The sequence below is a fragment of the Pseudomonas sp. B8(2017) genome, from assembly GCF_002113575.1.
Taxonomy (GTDB): Bacteria; Pseudomonadota; Gammaproteobacteria; order Pseudomonadales; family Pseudomonadaceae; genus Aquipseudomonas; species Aquipseudomonas putida_Z.
The window spans coordinates 126162-145214 of the sequence record NZ_NEIO01000004.1 but is presented as its reverse complement, the minus strand read 5'-3'; the positions used below and the strand labels follow the sequence as shown (position 1 = coordinate 145214).

Genomic DNA, 19053 nt, shown 5'->3' with positions numbered 1-19053 from the left:
GAATGGCAAGACTGACTTCTACCACGCCACCTGCTGCACCGCAACGCGCACCGCTAGTCGCCGACTGCCACGCCTTCGCGCCGAGGGTCGGCACCACCCGACCAACCCTCGCCACTGCGCTGGATGATCTGCATGCCACTGGTCATGGTCATCGGCGTCACCTCATGCCCCCAGGCTGCCAACTGGCGGATCAGTGCCGGGCTGGCCAACCCCGCCTCTACTTCGGTGCCGGCATTGCGGCTGCCGAAGTTGGGCAGGCCGGCGGCCTGCTGCGGGTCGAGCTGCCAATCCAGCAGGCCGATCAGCGCCTTGTTCACGTAGCCGATGATCTGCGAGCCGCCGGGCGAGCCCAGGCTGGCCACCAGCTCGCCGGAAGCTTGCGAGAACACCAGGGTCGGCGCCATGGCCGACAGTGGCCGTTTGCCCGGTTGCACCCGGTTGGCCACAGGCTTGCCTTGTTCCCGGGGGATGAACGAGAAGTCGGTCAGGTGGTTGTTGAGCAAAAAGCCCTTGACCATCAGGTGCGAGCCGAACGCTGCTTCCACCGAAGTGGTCATGGCCAGGGCCTGGCCGCGGTCATCCACCGCACTGAGGTGCGAGGTGGATATGCGCAGCGGCGAGCGGTCAGGCGCCAGGGCCAGGTCGGCCCCCTGCGGCTGGCCCGGGCGGGCGCGTTTCATGCTGTACTCGCCGACCTGCGCAGCGCGGCTGGCCAGGTACGCGGAGTCGGTCAGGGCCTTGAGCGGCACCGGCACGTAATCGCTGTCGGCCAGGTACTGGGCGCGGTCGGCATAGGCCAGGCGCTCGGCCTCGGCAACCAGGTGCACGGCCAGCGGCGGGGCTTCCAGCCCGGCAACCGACGAAGTGCGCAGCGGCCGCATGGCAGCAAGGTCGCGCTTTGGCGAAGCCCGTTGCAGTGCCTCCAAGATGCCCAGGGTCTGCAGCACTGTCACCCCGCCCGACGACGGCGGTGGCATGCCACAGATGCGCCAGGCCTTGTAGGGGCCGCACAGCGGCTCGCGCATCTTGGCCCGGTATTGCTGCATATCCTGCAACGACAGGTAGCCGGCATTGGCATGGCTGCGCACCTTGGCGACGATGGCTTCGGCGATCTCGCCGCTGTAGAACACTTCGGGGCCGTGCGCGGCAATCTGCTCGAAGGTTTGCGCAAGCTCGGGGTTGCGCAAGGTAGCCCCCACCGCCAGTGGCTTGCCCTGTTCATCCAGGAAGTAGCGGGCCATGGCGGGTGAACGGGCAATGAACGGGTCGCCCGCCACCAGCGTGTGAAGGCGCTCGGAAACCGCGAAACCGTTACGTGCCAGCGCAATGGCCGGGGCGAACAGGTCGCGCCAGGGCAGCTTGCCGTGCTGCTCATGGGCCAGCTTCAGGGCACGCAGAACCCCCGGTACGCCCACCGAACGCCCGCCGATCTGCGCCGCCCTGAATGGCATCGGTGAACCATCGGCTTGCAGGAACAGGTTTTCCGTCACCGCCGCCGGGGCTGCCTCGCGGCCATCGAACGCCTGTACGCGCTGCCCATCCCAGTAGAGGATGAACGCCCCGCCGCCAATGCCGCTGGATTGCGGTTCGACCAGGGTCAGCACCATCTGCATGGCGATGGCCGCGTCGATGGCGCTGCCACCGGCCCGCAGCATCGCCCGCCCCGCCTCGCTGGCCAGCGGGTTGGCAGCTGCGGCCATGTGCCGGCTGGCATGCACCGGCTGCAGGCCGGTGCGGTAGCCGGAGGCCAGTTCCGGTGGTGCGGGCAGCACCTGGTCGGCACAGGCCCAGCCACTGGCAGCTACCAGGCACAAGGCGCCCATCAGGGGGGTGGAGAATGTCATCGTTGTGCTTCCTGCCATTACCTATTCAGCAAGGCACTGTCTGTCATGCGCAAACTTAACTTCAAGCCCTGGCGTGTTTTTTCTAGGATGCGGGCAGGTCATCGAGGAGCCTGCCCCCATGCGTTCACTACTTGCTGCGATGCTGTTCGCCCTGTGCACCAGCCTCGCCGCCCACGCCGAGAGCACTGCCATGGACAACCGCCTGCACAACGCTGCCCGTCACGATGATGTGCGCACCCTGCAACAACTGCTGGCACAAGGTGCGCAGCTGGAGAGCCGTGACGAGCAAGGGCGCACTGCCCTGCTGGTGGCCACCCATGGCAACCAGGTTGCGGCCGCGAAAGCGCTGATCGAGGCCGGTGCCGATGTGAATGCCAAGGACAACATCGACGACAGCCCGTACCTGTATGCCGGGGCGCGTGGCCTGAACGACATCCTGCGGCTGACCTTGAGCCACGGTGCCGACCTCAAGAGCACCAACCGGTATGGAGGCACTGCGCTGATACCCGCCGCCGAACGCGGGCATGTCGAGACCGTGCAGCTGCTGATCGATGCCGGGGTGGACGTGAACCATCTCAACCGCCTGCACTGGACTGCGCTGCTGGAGGCGGTGATCCTCGGTGACGGCGGGCCGCGGCATGTGGAGATCGTGCGCCGGCTACTGGCGGCCGGGGCGGATCGGCAGATTGCCGACAAGGACGGGGTGACCGCGCTGGAGCATGCGCGGCAGCGGGGGTATCAGGAGATGGAGGCGTTACTGGCCCGCTAGGCAAGGTTGCATGGCACGGGCTTCGCCCGTGATCGCCGGCAAGCCAGCTCCCACCAGGACCGCATCGACTCCAAGCTATACGCGGTCCCTGTGGGAGCAACTGTCCTGTGCTGCCTGTCCTGGCCTCATCGCCGGCAAGCCAGCTCCCACAGGGATAGCGCCTGGCTCGAGGCCGATGCGGTCGAGGTGGGAGCTGGCTTGCCGGCGATGAGGCCAGGGCAGGCAGCACAGGACCTCAGGCCACTTCTTCGAACGGCAGCCCTACATAGTTCTCGGCAATGTTCACCAACCCCGCCGGCGAGGTCAGGAAGTACTCGCGGTCGGCCTCCTGCATCTTCTGGTCCCAGGCGTCCTTGTGGCTGCCGAAGTCATGCAGCAGCTGGGTCATGAACCAGCTGAAACGCTCGCCTTTCCACACCCGGCGCAGGGCCAGCGGCGAATACTGCTGCAGCAGGTCGGTGCGCCCTTCGCGGTACACCTTGACCAGGATGCGGTACAGGTAGTTGACGTCCGATGCCGCCAGGTTCAGGCCCTTGGCGCCGGTCGGCGGGACGATATGCGCGGCATCCCCGACCAGGAACAGATGACCATACTGCATCGGCTCGACCACCAGGCTGCGCAGCGGCGCGATGCTCTTCTCCAGCGCCGGGCCGGTGACCAGGCGTGCAGCCACGTCTTCGGGCAAGCGTGCCTTCAGCTCCTCCCAGAAGCGCTCGTCGGACCACGCCTCTACCTGCTCTTCCAGCGGTACCTGCAGGTAGTAGCGGCTACGGGTGTGCGAACGCTGGCTGCACAGCACGAAACCGCGTTCGTGGTGGGCGTAGATCAGTTCGTGGTTGACCGGTGGCGTGTCTGACAGCATGCCCAGCCAGCCAAACGGGTAGACCCGCTCGTACTGCTTGAGGATGCCCTCGGGGATACTCTGCCGCGAGACACCGTGGAAGCCGTCACAGCCGGCAATGTAGTCGCAGTCCACCCGGTGCACCTGGCCGTCTTTTTCATAGGTCAGGTAGGGCCGTTCGCCCTTGAGTTCGTGCGGCTGGACATTGCTTGCCGAATAGATGATCGGCGCGCCGCTGGCTTCACGTGCCTGCATCAGGTCTCGAGTGACTTCGGTCTGGCCGTATACCATCACCGTCTTGCCACCGGTCAGGGCCTTGAGGTCCAGGCGTTGGCGGCGCCCGCCGACCAGCAGTTCGACACCCTCGTGCACCAGGCCTTCACGGTCCATGCGCTCGGCCACACCGGCTTCACGCAGCAGGTCGACCGTGCCTTGCTCCAGCACCCCGGCACGGATGCGGCCAAGCACGTATTCGGGCGTCTGGCGTTCGACGATGACCGTATCGATACCAGCCTTGTGCAGCAGTTGGCCCAGCAGCAGGCCAGACGGACCTGCACCAATAATTGCGACCTGAGTTTTCATTGTTGTTGTCTCTGTGCGGACGATGCCGGCCCTGGACTGGCAGTGGGGCGGCATCTGCTGTTAGGGTTTGCCCTTGCATTTTTACTGGCAAGAACAGCCATTGAAGTGTGCTATTCCATGCATAACCTGCACTTTTACAAAAAACGTTCGATTAACGGACAGGCCTGCTCGCATGAAATCCACCCTCCCCGGCGTCCCCTTGTTCAAGCTGTATGGCGAAAACCAGGCCTGGCCCGGCACCGACCTGCTGCACTGCGAGTCGATCCCGGCGCGTAGCCGTTTGCACCACTGGGAAATCAAGCCGCACCAGCATGCCGAGCTGTTCCAGTTGCTGTATGTGCAACGCGGGCGGGCCGAGGTGGAGGTCGAGGGGGTGCGCAGCGCCATCAGCGAAGCGGCGATCCAGGTGGTGCCGCCGATGACCGTGCACGGCTTTCGCTTCAGCGCCGATATCCAGGGGCATGTGCTGACCTTCGGCACGGCACTGGTGGCCAACCTGGAGCAGCGCCTGGGCGCGCCGCTGGCGGTGCTGGCGAAGGCGGCGTGTTACCCGCTGGGCCGGGACCGGGTGCACCTGCGCAGCCTGATCGAGACCCTGCAGCAGGAGTACCAGGGCAACGCCCCGGCGCGGGCGGCACTGCTCGAGGCGCTGGTGACGGCGCTGATGGTGTGGATCAGCCGGCGCCAGCAGTTGGGGCAGGCGCCGCGCAACCGCGATGAACGCGACCGCCAGTTGCTGGGGCAGTACCTGCGCCTGGTCGAGGCGCATTACCGTGAGCACCTGTCGGTGGAGGACTTTGCCGCGCGGCTGAATATTCCGAGTTTGCAGCTGAACCAGCTGTGCCGGGCGCTGAGTGGGCAGACCGCGCTGCAGGTGGTGCACCAGCGGTTGCTGCTGGAGGCGCGGCGCAACCTGATCTATACGCGGATGAGCATCGGGCAGTTGTCGGATAGCCTGGGGTTTACCGACCCCACCTATTTTGCCCGGTGGTTCAAGCGGTTGAGTGGGCAGACACCGAATGGGTATCGCAGGTTGGGGTTGTCTGAGTAATTTTTTCGCCTGTGCTGGCTTCTTCGCGGGTGAACCCGCTCCCACAGGGACGGCGGTGCCCTCAAGGCCTGTCCACTTCCTGTGGGAGCGGGTTTACCCGCGAAGAGGCCGGCACAGGCAACACACATCCCGCGCCCCTGCTTGACGTATACGTCAACCTGCCCTCAGGATACCCGCATACCCCACGCCGAGCCCCAGCATGAGCACCCAGACCTACAGCATCTCCGACCTGTCCCGCGAGCTGGACATCACCACCCGCGCCATCCGTTTCTATGAGGAACAGGGCCTGCTCAGCCCCGAGCGTCGTGGCCTGGAGCGTATCTATTCGGCGCGTGATAAGGTCAGCCTGAAGCTCATCCTGCGCGGCAAGCGCATCGGCTTTTCGCTGGCCGAATGCCGCGAGCTGATCGAGCTGTACGACCCCTCCAGCGGCAACCTCAAGCAGCTCAACAGCATGCTGGCAAAAATCGCCGAGCGCCGCGCCCAGCTGGAACAGCAGATGCTCGACATCCACCAGATGCAGCTGGAGCTGGACACCGCCCAGGAGCGCTGCGAACAAGCCCTGGCCGCCACCCTGAACAACAAAGACAACCGCTGAACGCCACAGGAAACCCGCCATGCCCTTGCCCAAACACGTCCGCCTGGTCGAAGTAGGCCCCCGCGACGGCCTGCAGAACGAAGCCCAGCCCATCAGCGTCGCCGACAAGGTGCGCCTGGTGGACGACCTCACCGAGGCGGGCCTGGCCTATATCGAAGTGGGCAGTTTCGTCTCGCCCAAGTGGGTGCCGCAGATGGCCGGCTCCGCCGAAGTGTTCGCCGGCATCCAGCAGCGCCCGGGTGTCACCTATGCGGCGCTGGCCCCCAACCTGCGCGGTTTCGAGGACGCCCTGGCCGCCGGCGTGAAGGAAGTGGCGGTGTTCGCGGCCGCCTCCGAAGCCTTCTCGCAACGCAACATCAACTGCTCGATCAGCGACAGCCTCAAGCGCTTCGAGCCGATCATGGAAGCCGCGCGCAACCACGGTGTGCGCGTGCGCGGCTATGTGTCGTGCGTGCTCGGCTGCCCCTATGAAGGCAAGGTCAGCGCCGAGCAGGTCGCCCCGGTGGCCCGTGCCCTGCACGACATGGGCTGCTACGAGGTATCGCTGGGCGACACCATCGGCACCGGCACCGCCGGCGAAACCCGGCGCCTGTTCGAGGTGGTCGCGGCACAGGTACCGCGCGAGCAACTGGCCGGGCACTTCCACGATACCTATGGCCAGGCCCTGGCCAACGTGTATGCCAGCCTGCTCGAAGGCATCAGCGTGTTCGACAGCTCGGTGGCCGGGCTGGGCGGCTGCCCCTATGCCAAAGGCGCTACCGGCAATATCGCCAGTGAAGACGTGGTGTACCTGCTGCAGGGGCTGGGCATTGAAACCGGCATCGACCTGGACCTGCTGATCGCCGCCGGCCGCCGCATCAGCAGTGTGCTGGGCCGCGACAACGGGTCGCGGGTAGCGCGGGCGCGCAGCGCGCAATAAGTCATACGGGTGTCACATTGGTGTGGGTGAAGTGTTACCGCCCCCACGTTTTGCAGCAAAAAATCGGGTAACAGGGAAACAAATCGGGAGAATTTCAGGCCGGTCGATTTCGGCCGAAATCGCCAACTGCTTGATTTTAAAGGATTTGCAAAAGTTGGCACGCACCCTGCTATATCTTTGGTACAACAACAAAAAGAATGTGACACCCAATAAAAACAACAGGTAACGGCTCTGACATAACAAGAACAACACGGCAGAGGCGTAGCAAGCAGATTTTTTTGGAGTCGACACGCTTTTCAGGGGTACGCCCCGCGGTCTGGCACAGAACAATAAAACTACCTCCAGGTAGCGGCAGCCAGGTTCGGATCAGCAATGATGAAGGCAGGTCAGCGCTCAAAAAAATACGTTTGCTCTTGACCCCGCATGGGGGTCGCCCGCAACACCAGGACAGGCTGACAAAAACAACAACAGGCCGGTCCCAATAATAAAAAAGAGCAGGCAACAACGCTTTGAGGGGAGCTTCGGCTCCCCTCAGTGCTTCCTGCCCTCTTCCTCCTCCTGCTTTCCCTCATCCTGCCCTTCGAGCTTGTCCACCAGCAACGGCATCGTGCCCAGCACCAGCAGGGCCAGTATCGTGCTGATCAACGCCGTAGCTTCACGGCCCATGCCGGCTGCCGTACCGATGGCGGCGGTCATCCACAGCCCGGCGGCAGTGGTCAGGCCCTTCACATGGCTGGCGTCCTGGCCGTTACCCTTGAGAATGGTGCCCGCACCCAGAAAACCGATACCGGCGACAATGCCCTGGATCACCCGGCTCAGCGCCTGCTCATCGGCCCCGGCCATGCTCGGTGCCAGCACGAACAGCGCGGCGCCCAGCGAAACCAGCATATGCGTGCGCACCCCGGCGGCCTTGCCCTTGTGCTCGCGCTCGAAGCCCAGCACGGCGCCGAGCAGGGCTGCCATCAGCAGGCGTACGAGGATTTGCGTGACCTCGCGCTCGTCGGTGATATCGGCGAATTCGGCCTGGATTGCTTGCCAGATGAGGTCCATTGCTTTTTTCCCATGCTGAGCATTGTGTTGTCAGGCCCGGCCTCTTCGCGGGCGCGCCCGCTCCCACAGGTGTTTCTCAGATCCCTGTGGGAGCGGGCGTGCCCGCGAAGAGGCCAGGCCTGCCATCTGCAAGGGTTGACCCCCGAACAAATGACAAAGTGCCGTTCAGCCTGCTGATGCAGCAACCCTCCCCTCAGCACGGTCCACCCTGTAACCACCCCCAGGAGGACCACCCCATGCCCATTGAAATCGACGAAACCACCCGCCGCTGCACCCTGATCGCCGAAGACCTGCGCATCGAGGGTGATGGCCCGTCCATCGAAATCGTCACCGACGAACAGCTGCGCATGTCCGTGGCCCTGCTCGCCGGCCAGCGTGTGCCCATCACCGAAGCCGAGGCCGATGCACTGACTGTGGCGGGTGCGGTGGATAGCCGCAGGCATCTGAAGGCCAGCACGCCAGGCTCGGTAATCTGAGGCCTGGCGGGGCCTGCCCGAAAATCTGATACGGTTTTTATCGCAAAATCTGAGCCTGTGCTGATAACAGCCTCAGGGCCATAGTGCTCATGCCTGATCGAGGCCTGATGAGCACCGAGCCATGAACGATAGAATCCCTTTCACAGAGATCGCCACCGCCCCAGCCAGCCCCCAGCCGCGCCGCGCCGACAATGGCATCCATACCCGCAGCTTCACCGGGCTGTACCGCAACCTGCGCATCGGCTTCGCCGGCGCCCTGTTCGTGCTGTTCTTCGGCACCGCCTGGCTGAACTGGAACGGCCGCCAGGCCGTGCTGTGGGACCTGGGCAACAGCAAATTCCATATCTTCGGCGCCACCTTCTGGCCGCAGGACTTCATCCTGCTGTCGGCGCTGCTGATCATCTGCGCCTTTGGCCTGTTCGCCATCACCGTGTATGCCGGCCGCGTGTGGTGCGGCTACAGCTGCCCGCAAAGCACCTGGACCTGGCTGTTCATGTGGTGCGAAAAGGTCACCGAGGGCGACCGCAACCAGCGCATCAAGCTGGCTTCCGCGCCCTGGAGCCTGAACAAACTGGCCCGGCGCACGCTGAAGCACAGCCTGTGGCTGGCCATTGGCGTGCTCACCGGGCTGACCTTCGTCGGCTACTTCACCCCGATCCGCCCACTGGCCGCGGAGCTGTTCACCTTGCAACTGGGCGGCGTGGCGCTGTTCTGGGTGCTGTTCTTCACCGCCGCCACCTACATCAATGCCGGCCTGCTGCGCGAAGCGGTGTGCCTGCACATGTGCCCCTATGCACGCTTCCAGAGCGTGATGTTCGACAAGGACACCCTGGCGGTCGCCTATGACCCGCGTCGCGGCGAAGCCCGTGGCCCGCGCAAGAAAGGCAGCGACCTCCGCGCCCAGGGCCTGGGCGACTGCATCGACTGCACCTTGTGCGTGCAGGTGTGCCCCACCGGCATCGATATCCGCGATGGCCTGCAAATGGCGTGCATCGGCTGCGCGGCGTGCATCGATGCCTGTGACGGGGTAATGGACAAGATGGGCTATGCCCGTGGCCTGATCGGCTACAAGTCCGAACGCAGCCTGCAAGGTGGCAGCACCCATTGGCTGCGCCCGCGCCTGCTGGGCTACGCCGCCGCGCTGGGGGTGATGATCGCGGCGCTGGTGGTGGCCTTGCAGCTGCGCCCGATGGTGTCGCTGGATGTGATCAAGGACCGCGGCCTGTTCCGCGAGAATGCCCAGGGCCAGATCGAGAACATCTACCTGCTCAAGGTCATCAACAAGACCGAAAGCACCCAGCACTACCAGCTGCGCCTGCTGGACGCCGACGGCTTCAGCCTGCAGGGCAAGACCTCATTCATGATCCCGGCCGGTGAAATGAGTGAACTGCCGGTGTCGGTGGCGATGCTCGCCGAGCGCCCGGCCAGCAGCTCGCAGACGCTGAGCTTCGAGATCAGCGAGCGCGACGACCCCGCCATCCGCAGCGTGGCCCACAGCCGCTTCGTCGCACCGCTGAACCGTTGATCCCTTACACTGACTCCACCTTGCCTGCCAGGCTTCGACAGAAGGCCAGAATGAAACGCTACGAACGCTTTGCCGACGACATCGCCGAACTGATCCGCTCCGGGGTGCTGGGCCCCGGCCAGCGCGTGCCCTCGGTGCGCTATGCCAGCCAGACCCACGGGGTCAGCCCGTCCACCGTGTTCCAGGCCTACTACCTGCTGGAGCGGCGCGGGCTGATCCGCGCCCGGCCGCGCTCGGGCTATTTCGTCAACGCTCACGCCCCGCGCCAGTTCAGCGAACCGCAGGCATTGCAGCCGGTCAGCGAGTCCACCGATGTCGACGTCAGCGCGCTGGTGTTCTCGATCCTCGACTCGATCAAGGACCCCAACACCGTGCCGTTCGGCTCGGCCTTCCCCAGCCCCGAGCTGTTTCCGCTGCAACGCCTGTCGCGCTCGCTGGCCAGCGCCAGCCGCAGCATGGACCCGCGCATGGTGGTGACCGACCTGTCACCCGGCAACCCGCAGCTGCGCCGGCAGATTGCCCTGCGCTACATGGTTGGCGGGCTGATGTTGCCGATGGAGGAGCTGCTGATCACCAACGGCGCGCTGGAAGCCCTGAACCTGTGCCTGCAGGCCGTCACCCAGCCCGGTGACCTGGTGGCCATCGAAGCCCCCGCCTTCTATGCCTGCCTGCAGGTACTGGAGCGGCTCAAGCTCAAGGCCGTGGAAATTCCTGTGCACCCGCGCGAAGGCATGGACCTGGGCGTGCTGGCGCAAACGCTGGAAAAGCACCCGGTCAAGGCCGTGTGGTGCATGACCAACTTCCAGAACCCGGTGGGCGCCAGCATGCCGGAAGCGAAAAAGCAGGCACTGGTAGAGCTGCTGGCGCGTCATCAGGTGCCATTGATCGAAGACGACGTGTACGCCGAACTGTACTACTCGCAACAGGCACCCAAACCGGCCAAGGCCTTCGACACCCAGGGTCTGGTGATGCACTGCGGCTCGTTCGCCAAGAGCCTGGCACCCGGCTACCGCATCGGCTGGGTGGCAGCCGGGCGCTTTGCACAGAAGATCGAACGGCTCAAGCTGATGACCTCGCTGTGTGCCTCGATGCCGGCCCAGGCGGCCATCGCCGACTACCTGCAGCACGGTGGCTACGATCGCCACCTGCGCAAGCTGCGCTATGCCCTGGAAGGCCAGCAGGCCAACATGCTGGCGGCCATTGCCCGGCATTTCCCAGCGCAGACGCGGGTCAGCCAACCGTCCGGCGGCTACTTCCTGTGGCTGGAGCTGCCCGAACAGATGGACGCCCTCAAGCTGTTCCACATGGCCTTGGCCCAAGGCATCAGCATCGCCCCCGGGCCGATCTTCTCGCCCACCCGGCGCTTCGGCAACTGCATCCGCCTGAACTACGGCAGCCCCTGGCACGAGGATGCCGAACGGGCCATGGAAACCCTGGGGCGGATCATCCGCTCGTTCTGATGGCTGGTACCCCGGTGGGCGACTATAGTTGCCCGATCCGCTCACCGGGCCCTCGCCATGCAAGCAGATTCGCTCCCGTCCCTGGCACAGCTGCAAGCGCGTGTCGCAGAACTGGAAGCTCGCCTGGCCGAGCGCGACGACACAGCACAGGCCCACAACCGGCTACTGGGCGAATTGCTCGACAACAGCCTGGCCAACGTGTTTGCTGCCGACCGCAGCATGCGCCTGATAGCGATCAACCGCATGGCCCGGGAAACCTTCGCGCATTACCGTGGCTTCGTGCCGCAGATCGGCGATTACGTGCCGCAGTTCCTGCTCAACCAGCCTGACATCATGGGCCGCCTGGCACCGGTGTGGCCACGCGTGCTGGCCGGCGAAGCCTTCATCGACACCATCACCCTCGGCCCACCTGACGCCCCGCGCCATTACGAGATTCGCTACCACCCGTTGCACGATGCGCAGCAGCAAGTCCAGGGCGGGTACCTGTTCGCCTATGACATCACCGAGCGCGTGGCCGAGCAGGAACGCCTGCGCCAGGCCGAAGAAGCCCTGCGCCAGTCGCAGAAAATGGAGGCGGTCGGCCAGTTGACCGGTGGCATCGCCCACGACTTCAACAACTTGCTGGGCAGCCTGCTTGGCGCACTGGAGCTGGCAGAGCAACGCCTGGGCCAGCAACGCTTTGCCGACACGGCCCGCATGCTCGAGCTCGGCCGTAGCAACGCACTGCGCGCCTCAGCCCTGGTGCAGCGGTTGCTGGCCTTTTCGCGCCAGCAGACGCTGCTGCCACAAGCGGTGGATGTGCAGCGCCTGGTCGCCGACATGCATGACCTGATCCGCAGCTCGACCGGCCCGCACATTGACTTCCAGGACCGCACGCTGACCGCGCAATGGTCGATCCGCATCGACCCGCAACAGCTGGAGAACGCCCTGCTCAACCTGTGCATCAACGCCCGTGACGCCATGCCGCTGGGCGGCACGTTGCGCATCGGTTGCGAGAACGCCGATCTCGCAGCGGCCGAGGCCGAGCGCCTGGACCTGCCGACGGGCCACTACCTGCACATTCGAGTCGAGGACACCGGCGTGGGCATGTCCAGTGAGGTGCTGCAACGCGCCCTCGAACCCTTCTTCACCACCAAGCCACTGGGCCAGGGCACCGGCCTGGGATTGTCCATGGTCTATGGCTTTGTTCGCCAGTCCGGGGGGCAGTTGCTGATCGACAGCGTCGCCGGGCAAGGCACTTGCGTTCACGTGTACCTGCCCCGAGACCGGAGCGCTCCCGCAATCTGCAACGACGAGCCAGCCACATCCGCCACCGCGCCCCTGCATGCGCGCGGGTGCCGGATCATGCTGGTGGAGGACCAACCGGCCTTGCGCCTGGTGCTGGTCGAAGTGCTGACGGAGCTGGGCTACCAGGTGCAAGCTTTCGAGGGCGGTCACCCGGCGCTTGAATCGTTGAAGGAAGGGCCGCCACCGGACTTGCTGATCACCGATGTCGGCCTGCCTGGGCGGGTTGACGGCTACCAGCTTGCAGAGGCCTACCAAAACCTTGTGGAGCATGCCCCGGTATTGCTGATTACCGGCTACGACGCTGCCGATACGGTGCACTTTGCCCGGCCCGACAGGCGCACCGAACTGCTGCACAAACCCTTCGACCTGAGCACCCTTGGCGAACGGATCGAGCGGCTGCTGGGCATTGCGCCACACCCGCGTTGACTGGCTATTCGCCTGTTGCCGAACACGCTAAAGTCTGGGCTTCATCCACTGTCGGACGTCGGCATGCCCTCCCGCGACCTGCTTTCACTGCGCCAACAAGTCGAAGCCCTGCAGCAACAGAACGCGCTGCTGGAAGCCCGCCTGGCAAGCCATCAGCAACACGACCAGGACTTCTACCGCTCGCTCTTCGACACCATGGACGAGGGCTTCTGCATCATCGAGTTCTTCGACGGCCCGCACGGCCCGCTGAGCGACTATGTGCATGTGCTGGCCAACGCGGCCTATGCCAAGCACGCCGGCATCCCCAACGTGGTCGGGCAGAAACTGCGCGAGATGGTGCCCGATGAGGCCGACGATTGGGTCGCTCGTTATGGCGCGGTGCTGCGCACGGGCGAGCCGTTGCATTTCGAGCAGGAACTGGTCGCCACTGGCCATGTGTTGTCGGTGACCACCTTCCGCGTAGAGCCGGCCGAAAAGCGTCAGGTGGCGGTACTGTTCAAGGACGTCACCGCACGCCGACGGGCAGAGCAGGCCCTGCAGCGCCTGAACGAGGAACTGGAACAACGGGTGAATGCGGCACTGGCAGAACAGGCCAAGGCCGAGGAAGCCCTGCGCCAGGCACAGAAGATGGAAGCGGTCGGCCAGCTCAGTGGCGGCATCGCCCACGACTTCAACAACCTGCTGGGCGGCATCCTCAGTGCCCAGGAGCTGATGCGCCAGCGCCTGGAACAATCCCGTTTCGACGCCCTGGAGCCGTTGCTGAAGCTGTCCAGCGACTCGGCGCAGCGGGCCTCTTCGCTGGTACACCGGCTGCTGGCATTCTCCCGTCAGCAGACCCTGCAGCCCTGCTCCACGCAGGTGGCCACGCTGGTGGGCGGCATGGAAGAGCTGCTGCGCCGCACCATCGGCCCCTCCATCACCCTGACCAGCCAATTCCCCTGCCAGCTGTGGCCGACCTTCATCGACCCGCCGCAACTGGAAAGCGCCCTGCTCAACGTGTGCATCAATGCCCGCGATGCCATGCCCGCCGGCGGCGTGATCGATATCCTCGGTGACAACCTGCTGCTCGACGACCAGCAAGCCCGTACACTGGAACTGCCAGCTGGCGAATACGTACGGCTGAGCATCAGCGACAACGGCTATGGCATGTCGGCGGAGGTGGCCGAGCGCGCCGTCGACCCGTTTTTCACCACCAAGCCGATGGGCCACGGCACTGGGCTGGGCTTGTCGATGACCTATGGTTTCGTGCGCCAGTCGGGCGGGCAGCTACGGGTGTTGTCGACACTTGGCGAAGGCACCCGCATCGAGCTGCTGCTTCCCCGCCACCACCAGCACCCCGAAGCCCCGGCACCCAGGCCACCGCGCACATTGCTGGAAAAAAGCAGCAGCGCCACGCAGCGTATCCTGCTGGTCGAAGACCAGGCCGCCTTGCGCGTGGTCGTCTGCGAGGTGCTGGAAGAACTGGGTTATCGGGTCGATGCATTCGAGAACGGCCCGGCCGCCCTCGCCCACCTGCAAGCTGGCGAGCGGCCAGACCTGCTGTTGAGCGATATCGGCCTGCCCGGCGGCCTGAATGGCCGCCAGTTGGCTGAACGTTGCCGCGAGCGCCACCCCGACCTCAGGGTGCTGTTCATCACTGGCTACGACGAAAGCGCGGCGCTCAGTGACGGCCAGTTGCTGCAAGGCACTCAGGTGCTGACCAAGCCGTTCGAGCTGGAAGTGCTGGCCGAACGGGTACGCATGCTGCTGGAGGATTGACCGGCGCGCTCAGCGCCCGCCGCCCAGGTCGATGAAGCTGCCGGTGGAGTACGAGGCTTTGTCCGAGAGCAGCCAGAGGATGGCCTCGGCCACTTCCTCGGGGCGCCCGCCGCGGCCCATGGGCAAGCCGGGCTCGAGCTTGCTGACCCGGTCGGGGTCGCCCGACAGCGCGTGGAACCCGGTATGGATGTAGCCTGGCCGCACACCATTGACCCGCACGTCCTCGCCTGCCACTTCCTTTGCCAGGCCAATGGTGAAGGTGTCGAGGGCGCCCTTGGAAGCGGCATAGTCCACGTATTCGTTGGGCGAGCCCAGGCGTGCGGCCACCGACGACACGTTGACGATGGCCCCGCCCGGCCCGCCGTACCGGCGTGCCATGCGCTTCAGTGCGTGCTTGGCGCAGAGCATGGGGCCGACGACGTTGGTCTTCATGACCTTGAGCAGGCGGAATTCGGACATGTCCTCGACCCGGCTTTGCTGGCCGATGGTGCCTGCGTTGTTGACCAGCGCGGTGACCGGGCCAAGTTCTTCGTCCACGCGCTGGAACAGCTGGATGACCTCATCCTCGACACTGGCGTCGGCGCGCACGGTGATGGCCTTGGCGCCCAGGGCGCGGACCTGGCCGAGGATGTGCTCGGCGGCCTGGTCGTCGGCGTGGTAGTTGATGCAGATGCGGTAGCCCGCGCGGGCGGCCAGCAGCGCCGTGGCGGCGCCGATGCCGCGGCTGGCACCGGTGATGACGATGACTTTCTCCATGGGTCTGCCAATCGTTTGGAAAGGGAGCATCGACAATAGGGGAAAAGGCTGCGCGTGGGAATGACCTTTCCTTCTGTTACTGCCTGGGCGTGCCCTGTTGGGGAAACAACGTCTCGAATCGCGGCGTCGCCCGCGCAACGAAACCCAGCCCCTGGTGCATGATGAAGTAGGCGGCGATTTCATGCCGCTCGGCGAAGGCATAGCCTTCCTCAGGGCCGAGCACCATCAACAGTGTATCGAGGGCATCGGCACGCAGCACCGAAGGGTCGACCACCGACACTGCCGCCAGCGCGTGCTTGACCGGCCTGCCGACACGGGGGTCGAAGGTGTGCGAATAGCGCTGGCCACCTTCCTCGAAATAGTTGCGGTAATCGCCGGCGGTGGCAACGCCGTAGCCATCCAGGGCGATGGCGCGCTCCACTTGCTGCTCGCCCCCGCCACTCGGTACCTCGAGGGCGATGCGCCAGGGCGAGCCATCCGGCTTGCGGCCGACGCCCTTGAGTTCGCCGGTGATCTCCACCAGATAGGCCTGGATACCCAGGGCCGCAAGCCGGTCACCCACCCGATCCACTGCATAACCGGCGAGCATGCTGTCGAAATCCAGCTGCGCCGCCACATCCTTGCACAGCTTTTCTCCATCCAGGTGCAAATGCTGCAGGCCTACCCGTGCCTGTTCTCGCGCCAGCGTGCTGGCGTCCGGCACCTGCCTGCCGCGTGACTGCGGGCCGAAGCCCCAGAGGTTCATCAATGGCAAGACCGTCAGGTCGAAAGCACCGCCACTCTCGCGGAACAGGGACACACCGTACACCAGCAAATGCTGCATCTCTTCCGGCACTGCCTGACAGGCGCCGGCCGGCAGAGCGTTGAAGCGGGCAACCACGGAATCGCCGCGCCAGTTGGAAAACTGCTTGTCGAGCGCCTCGAGAATCCTCTCGACTTCGGCCTTTACCTGCTGCGCGCCGGGCGCCTGCGCAGTGGGTACGTACTGGATCGAATACGTGCTGCCCATGGTCGGCCCGCCAAAGCGTTCGATCCTTTCGCCGCAGCCATACAGCAACGTCACCAGCATCACCAGCAGGCTTGCGCGCATCATTCGACACCTCGCCGACTCTGGCCGCCCGTTCGCGGCGCAGGCTATTTCACCAGAATTGCGAGATGGCAATTGGCCTACCGTTCATCAGCAAACCTGGTCAAAAACCGAACAAAATCCTCATTGAGCACTCTGATCTGCGCGGGTGATCAATCATCCCCCCTCCCTTTCCGCTTAACGTCCCGGAAGTTACAAAACCATCATGTGCATAAGCGCATAGGGGCGTTCTTTGCCCAAAAATTGGAGGACAGTAAATGTCTAGCCATTCGTTGCAGAGCGTCGAACGCCTGCAGAGCCGCATCCGCGCCCAGCGTCAGCCGCAACAGAAACCTTTCTGGCGCCGTCTGCTGGCCATCGCCTCATCCTCTCAGCGTAGTTGGCACGGAGGGATCGAGCTCAGGGGATACAAGGAACTATCCAACGCCACGCCGGTTGCCCCGGTCGTGGTCGGTAAGATCCAGCTGGCGATTCCCCTCGGGCGGGGTCGGCGGTTTGTCCAGCCTTGCGTGCAGCCGGGGCAGCATGTGCGCAAGGGCGAAGTGATCGGTATTGGCGACAACACCACCGCTTGGGTGCATGCCAGTACCTCCGGCATCGTGGACCGGATCGATCACGTCTTCGCGGCCGACTCGGCCGAGCCAGTCATGGCCGTCATCCTGAACGCAGATGGCCTGGATGAGTGGTTCGAACGCCCGGCACGGGGCCTGCCGCAAACGCCAGAGGCGCTGGTCGAGCGCGCATTGCAGATGGGCATAGTCGGCCTTGGTGGTGCGGGTTTCCCCACGGCCCTCAAGCTGGCCGACGCACAGCAGCCCGACCTGCTGCTGATCAACGGTGCCGAATGCGAGCCCTTCCTTACCTGCGATGACCGCCTCATGCGTGAAAATGCCGAAGCGTTGATCGAGGCCGCCGACTATGTCGCCGCGCTGCTGGGAATAACGGCAACCCGTTTCGGCATCGAAACCAACAAACCGGAGGCGATGGCCACGTTACGTGCCGCCGCACGCCAGGCGCGCACCCGGGTCGAGATTTGTCCACTTCCGGAGCGTTACCCGGCGGGTGGGCAGCCGTTGATGATCAAGAGCCTCAGTGGCCGCAACCTGGCCCCGGGGAGCCGCCCCGCCGATATCGGCGTGCTGGCGCTGAATGTCGCAACCCTCTACGCACTGGGCCGGGCCGTCTTCCAGGGCGAACCACTGACCAGCCGCGTGCTGACACTGACCGGTGACTGCGAGCGCCCGGGCAATGTGCGGGTGCCGGTGGGTTACCCGGTCAGCGAACTGCGCGCGATTGCTGGCGCGTCCTCCACTGGGCAGCTGACCCAGGTCGGCGGCCCGATGATGGGGCAGCCGCTACCGAACGCCAACGCCTTCGTCAGCAAGACCAGCAGCTGCCTGATATTCGGCGCCGAGCGCTACCTGCCGGCTGCTCGCCCCGCCAGCAGTTGCATTCGCTGCACGCGCTGCGTGGATGTCTGCCCGATGTCGCTCAGGCCGCTGGACCTCTACGCTGCCGCCGAACGCCTGGACAAGGCCAGCCTGCAAGAGCTGCGCCTGGATGCCTGCATCGAATGCGGCAGCTGCAGCAGCATCTGCCCAAGCAATATCCCGCTGCGCGAACGCTTCCGCCAGAGCAAGACGGAGGTCCGCGCATGAGCCTGATACGCCACCCCATCCCGCAACGACTGCGCACGGTGATGCTGCTGGTCGTCCTGTGCCTGCTGCCGGGCACCGTCCTGTATGCCTGGCAATTCGGCGTCGTGGTCTGGTTGCAGGTGTTCTGGTGCGTGCTGTTCGCCCTGGGCTTCGAAGCCGCCCTGCTGCGCCTGCGCGGGCATGACGTACGCAAGGGTTTGAGCGACCTCAGCTGGCTGGTGCTGGGCCTGATACTGGCTCGGGCATTGCCGCTGATGGTGCCGTTGTGGATGATCGCCCTGGCCAGCTTTGCCGCTCTGGCACTGTGCAAGCACGCCAGTGGAGGCCTTGGTCGCAACCGCCTCAACCCTGCCATGGTTGGCCTGGGGGTGGTTGCCATCTGCTTCTACCAGCAGTTGTACCCCGCGCCATCGAACCATGCCCCCTGGACCGCAGCCCTGGACGCCAAGGCGGTTCTGCTGCAACAGCTACAGTTGGCGCCACGCCTGGATCTCGATGCGTTCGCCGGTGCCACTCAACTGGCGCAGAACGAGTTCACCCACATCACCCACAATCTGTCGGGGTACGGCTACATTGCCGGCGGTTTGCTGCTGGCTTTGCTGCGGGTGATCCGCATCGAGATTCCGCTGGCGATGCTCGCGAGCACGGTATTGCTGTGCATGGCCGCCGGCCACAGCCTGCAGGAAGCCGTGTACAACCTCAGCCTCGGCGGCTACCTCTTCACCGCCTTCTTCATCGCCACCGATCCGGTCACCAGCCCCAATACCCGCGCCGGTCGCATCCTCTTCGGCGTGACCATCGGCACGCTGACCGAGCTGATTCGCGAATTCGGGCTGTATGCCGATGGCCTCTGCTTCGCCGTGCTGGCCGGTAACCTGCTGGTGCCGCAAATCGACCGGTTGGTGCTGCGCATGCAGCGGCCCTGGTACGCAGCAGCGAGTGCCTGACATGGCATTTGGCAAGGGC

16 protein-coding genes are annotated in these 19053 nt (G+C 64.9%); 11 read left to right on the top strand and 5 right to left on the bottom strand.

The features are described 5' to 3' along the window. Positions 1-53: 53 nt before the first annotated feature. Positions 54-1844, bottom strand: coding sequence for a gamma-glutamyltransferase (gene ggt, locus CAG22_RS08715; protein ID WP_085705285.1), 1791 nt, complete (start codon positions 1842-1844; stop codon positions 54-56). Positions 1845-1962: 118 nt separating this feature from the next. Here ggt and CAG22_RS08710 point away from each other — a divergent pair, with 118 nt between their 5' ends. Continuing rightward, positions 1963-2613, top strand: coding sequence for an ankyrin repeat domain-containing protein (locus tag CAG22_RS08710; protein ID WP_085705283.1), 651 nt, complete (start codon positions 1963-1965; stop codon positions 2611-2613). Positions 2614-2848: 235 nt separating this feature from the next. On the opposite strand, the gene pobA is transcribed toward CAG22_RS08710, so the two are convergent. Next, positions 2849-4036 (bottom strand): 4-hydroxybenzoate 3-monooxygenase, encoded by a 1188-nt coding sequence (gene pobA / locus CAG22_RS08705; protein ID WP_085693166.1) that lies wholly within the window; start codon positions 4034-4036, stop codon positions 2849-2851. A 172-nt stretch (positions 4037-4208) separates the two neighbouring features. Here pobA and CAG22_RS08700 point away from each other — a divergent pair, with 172 nt between their 5' ends. The 3 genes from CAG22_RS08700 to CAG22_RS08685 all read left to right on the top strand — a co-directional run bounded on the left by CAG22_RS08700 (position 4209) and on the right by CAG22_RS08685 (position 6604). Continuing rightward, positions 4209-5087 carry a helix-turn-helix domain-containing protein gene (locus CAG22_RS08700; RefSeq protein ID WP_025338888.1) on the top strand — a complete coding sequence of 293 codons (879 nt, stop codon included), beginning with the start codon at positions 4209-4211 and terminating at the stop codon, positions 5085-5087. A 199-nt stretch (positions 5088-5286) separates the two neighbouring features. Next, a complete protein-coding gene (locus CAG22_RS08690) occupies positions 5287-5685 on the top strand; it encodes a MerR family DNA-binding transcriptional regulator (protein ID WP_013972930.1) in 399 nt (132 codons plus the stop codon). Between the two features lie 19 nt (positions 5686-5704). Further along, positions 5705-6604, top strand: a complete 900-nt coding sequence (locus tag CAG22_RS08685; protein ID WP_085705279.1) for a hydroxymethylglutaryl-CoA lyase — start codon at positions 5705-5707, stop codon at positions 6602-6604. Positions 6605-7135: 531 nt separating this feature from the next. Here the strand turns inward: CAG22_RS08685 and CAG22_RS08675 are convergent. Further along, the gene (locus CAG22_RS08675; RefSeq protein ID WP_013972932.1) at positions 7136-7654 is read right to left on the bottom strand and encodes an MgtC/SapB family protein; all 519 of its coding nucleotides are present in this window, start codon (positions 7652-7654) and stop codon (positions 7136-7138) included. A gap of 236 nt (positions 7655-7890) precedes the next feature. On the opposite strand from CAG22_RS08675, the gene CAG22_RS08670 reads away from it, so the two are divergent. The 5 genes from CAG22_RS08670 (at position 7891) to CAG22_RS08650 (ending at position 14586) form a co-directional block, all read left to right on the top strand. Further along, the gene (locus CAG22_RS08670) at positions 7891-8130 is read left to right on the top strand and encodes a DUF3203 family protein (protein ID WP_013972933.1); all 240 of its coding nucleotides are present in this window, start codon (positions 7891-7893) and stop codon (positions 8128-8130) included. Positions 8131-8251: 121 nt separating this feature from the next. Next, on the top strand, positions 8252-9655 hold the full coding sequence (gene ccoG / locus CAG22_RS08665) for a cytochrome c oxidase accessory protein CcoG (protein ID WP_085693169.1): 1404 nt from the start codon (positions 8252-8254) through the stop codon (positions 9653-9655). Positions 9656-9705: 50 nt separating this feature from the next. Then, a complete protein-coding gene (gene mapR / locus CAG22_RS08660) occupies positions 9706-11115 on the top strand; it encodes a GntR family transcriptional regulator MpaR (protein WP_025338884.1) in 1410 nt (469 codons plus the stop codon). 57 nt (positions 11116-11172) lie between these two features. After that, the gene (locus CAG22_RS08655; RefSeq protein ID WP_085705277.1) at positions 11173-12828 is read left to right on the top strand and encodes a PAS domain-containing sensor histidine kinase; all 1656 of its coding nucleotides are present in this window, start codon (positions 11173-11175) and stop codon (positions 12826-12828) included. A 63-nt stretch (positions 12829-12891) separates the two neighbouring features. Then, a complete protein-coding gene (locus CAG22_RS08650; RefSeq protein ID WP_085705275.1) occupies positions 12892-14586 on the top strand; it encodes a response regulator in 1695 nt (564 codons plus the stop codon). A 9-nt stretch (positions 14587-14595) separates the two neighbouring features. Here the strand turns inward: CAG22_RS08650 and CAG22_RS08645 are convergent, their stop codons facing one another. Next, a complete protein-coding gene (locus CAG22_RS08645; protein ID WP_085705273.1) occupies positions 14596-15342 on the bottom strand; it encodes an SDR family oxidoreductase in 747 nt (248 codons plus the stop codon). 76 nt (positions 15343-15418) lie between these two features. After that, a complete protein-coding gene (locus tag CAG22_RS08640; protein ID WP_085591464.1) occupies positions 15419-16435 on the bottom strand; it encodes an FAD:protein FMN transferase in 1017 nt (338 codons plus the stop codon). 251 nt (positions 16436-16686) lie between these two features. On the opposite strand from CAG22_RS08640, the gene rsxC reads away from it, so the two are divergent. Then, on the top strand, positions 16687-18087 hold the full coding sequence (rsxC, locus tag CAG22_RS08635; protein WP_085705271.1) for an electron transport complex subunit RsxC: 1401 nt from the start codon (positions 16687-16689) through the stop codon (positions 18085-18087). Continuing rightward, positions 18084-19034 carry an RnfABCDGE type electron transport complex subunit D gene (locus CAG22_RS08630; protein WP_085705269.1) on the top strand — a complete coding sequence of 317 codons (951 nt, stop codon included), beginning with the start codon at positions 18084-18086 and terminating at the stop codon, positions 19032-19034. Before rsxC ends, CAG22_RS08630 begins: the two co-directional genes overlap by 4 nt. Positions 19035-19053 lie beyond the last annotated feature (19 nt).

What these genes read in the sequence shown, in the direction of transcription:
- ggt (WP_085705285.1), bottom strand. Translation starts at nt 1,844, where the DNA reads ATGACATTCTCCACCCCCCTGATGGGCGCCTTGTGCCTGGTAGCTGCC.
- CAG22_RS08710 (WP_085705283.1), top strand. Translation starts at nt 1,963, where the DNA reads ATGCGTTCACTACTTGCTGCGATGCTGTTCGCCCTGTGCACCAGCCTC.
- pobA (WP_085693166.1), bottom strand. Translation starts at nt 4,036, where the DNA reads ATGAAAACTCAGGTCGCAATTATTGGTGCAGGTCCGTCTGGCCTGCTG.
- CAG22_RS08700 (WP_025338888.1), top strand. Translation starts at nt 4,209, where the DNA reads ATGAAATCCACCCTCCCCGGCGTCCCCTTGTTCAAGCTGTATGGCGAA.
- CAG22_RS08690 (WP_013972930.1), top strand. Translation starts at nt 5,287, where the DNA reads ATGAGCACCCAGACCTACAGCATCTCCGACCTGTCCCGCGAGCTGGAC.
- CAG22_RS08685 (WP_085705279.1), top strand. Translation starts at nt 5,705, where the DNA reads ATGCCCTTGCCCAAACACGTCCGCCTGGTCGAAGTAGGCCCCCGCGAC.
- CAG22_RS08675 (WP_013972932.1), bottom strand. Translation starts at nt 7,654, where the DNA reads ATGGACCTCATCTGGCAAGCAATCCAGGCCGAATTCGCCGATATCACC.
- CAG22_RS08670 (WP_013972933.1), top strand. Translation starts at nt 7,891, where the DNA reads ATGCCCATTGAAATCGACGAAACCACCCGCCGCTGCACCCTGATCGCC.
- ccoG (WP_085693169.1), top strand. Translation starts at nt 8,252, where the DNA reads ATGAACGATAGAATCCCTTTCACAGAGATCGCCACCGCCCCAGCCAGC.
- mapR (WP_025338884.1), top strand. Translation starts at nt 9,706, where the DNA reads ATGAAACGCTACGAACGCTTTGCCGACGACATCGCCGAACTGATCCGC.
- CAG22_RS08655 (WP_085705277.1), top strand. Translation starts at nt 11,173, where the DNA reads ATGCAAGCAGATTCGCTCCCGTCCCTGGCACAGCTGCAAGCGCGTGTC.
- CAG22_RS08650 (WP_085705275.1), top strand. Translation starts at nt 12,892, where the DNA reads ATGCCCTCCCGCGACCTGCTTTCACTGCGCCAACAAGTCGAAGCCCTG.
- CAG22_RS08645 (WP_085705273.1), bottom strand. Translation starts at nt 15,342, where the DNA reads ATGGAGAAAGTCATCGTCATCACCGGTGCCAGCCGCGGCATCGGCGCC.
- CAG22_RS08640 (WP_085591464.1), bottom strand. Translation starts at nt 16,435, where the DNA reads ATGATGCGCGCAAGCCTGCTGGTGATGCTGGTGACGTTGCTGTATGGC.
- rsxC (WP_085705271.1), top strand. Translation starts at nt 16,687, where the DNA reads ATGTCTAGCCATTCGTTGCAGAGCGTCGAACGCCTGCAGAGCCGCATC.
- CAG22_RS08630 (WP_085705269.1), top strand. Translation starts at nt 18,084, where the DNA reads ATGAGCCTGATACGCCACCCCATCCCGCAACGACTGCGCACGGTGATG.